Annotated in this window: 1 protein-coding gene; it reads left to right on the forward strand. The window is 44.4% G+C overall.

Features of this window, described 5'->3' with window-relative positions; all coding sequences use genetic code 11:
• The first annotated feature begins 109 nt into the window (after positions 1–109).
• On the forward strand, positions 110–1,069 hold the full coding sequence (locus FFM65_RS12490) for an SDR family oxidoreductase (RefSeq protein WP_137610126.1): 960 nt from the start codon (positions 110–112) through the stop codon (positions 1,067–1,069).
• Positions 1,070–1,334 lie beyond the last annotated feature (265 nt).

Raw genomic sequence — 1,334 nt, forward strand, 5'->3', positions numbered from 1 at the left:
TTTATATATATACCAGGACAATTACTAGTTCATACATTTCAACAACATAACTGAAATATTTAACTAACAATTCAGAAACAGCGTTCACTAAGCTAACAAAAGCAACACCATGTCCAAGGTGGTTTGTGTCACCGGAGCCAGCGGTGCCATTGGGTCATGGCTGGTACGCCTCCTCCTCGAGCGTGGCTACACCGTCCACGCCACCATCCAAGATCTCAAGGATGAGGAGGAGACGAAGCATTTGGAGGCAATGGAAGGAGCTAAGAGTCGTCTTAGGCTTTTCCAGATGGATCTTCTTGACAGTGACTCCATCGCCGCCGCCATAAAGGGTTGCGCCGGAGTTTTCCACCTTGCATGTCCCAACATCATCGGCCAAGTCAAAGATCCTCAGAAGCAGATTTTGGAACCGGCAATAAAAGGGACTGTTAATGTGTTGAAGGCGGCGAAGGAAGCAGGGGTGGAGCGAGTGGTGGCGACGTCGTCTATCTCCTCCATAGTTCCAAGTCCTAACTGGCCAGCTGATAAGATTAAGGGTGAGGACTGTTGGACGGACCTCGATTACTGTAGGGAGAAAGGGTTGTACTATCCCATTGCAAAGACTTTAGCAGAGAAAGCGGGCTGGGATTTTGCGAAGGAGACCGGTTTGGATGTAGTGATGATAAATCCTGGCACAGCCTTGGGTCCCCTGATTCCACCAAGAATCAATTCCAGTATGGCTGTGCTTGTTAAGGTTCTCAAAGGTGACAAAGAGACATACGAAGACTTCTTTATGGGAATGGCCCACTTTAAAGACATAGCCATGGCACATATTTTGGCTTTTGAGAAAAAGAACGCAACAGGAAGGCACTTGTGTGTTGAAGCTATTCGTCACTATGCTGATTTTGTGGCAAAGGTTGCTGAGTTATACCCTGAATATAATGTTGCTACGTTGCAAAAGGATACACAAGCTGGGTTGTTGAGAGCAAAAGATGCATCAAAGAAGCTTATTGATTTAGGTCTTGAGTTCACTCCAATTGACCAAATTATCAAGGATGGAGTGGAGAGTTTGAAGAGCTTGGGTTATGTCTAACTCTCTCTGATGGGGACTGATTGCATTGTCACAAGTAGCGATGGTGTTAATATTTCTCCCCATTACTTTAACTCGTTGTTCATGCCATTTCTGTTTTCCTATTTTTAAAATTTCAGTGTACCTGTGCCTATCGTTTAAAATAAGGGTGAACTTGAAGTCCAGTCCCTGTAACTATCAATATTAGACAAGAGTCTTATGTATGAACTCTTTGTGATAATAAAATGAAATGGTCAGATCGGAAGAGCGTCGTGTAGGGAAAGAGTGT

It is taken from the genome of Companilactobacillus formosensis (assembly GCF_005405305.1).
Classification (GTDB): domain Bacteria; phylum Bacillota; class Bacilli; order Lactobacillales; family Lactobacillaceae; genus Companilactobacillus; species Companilactobacillus formosensis.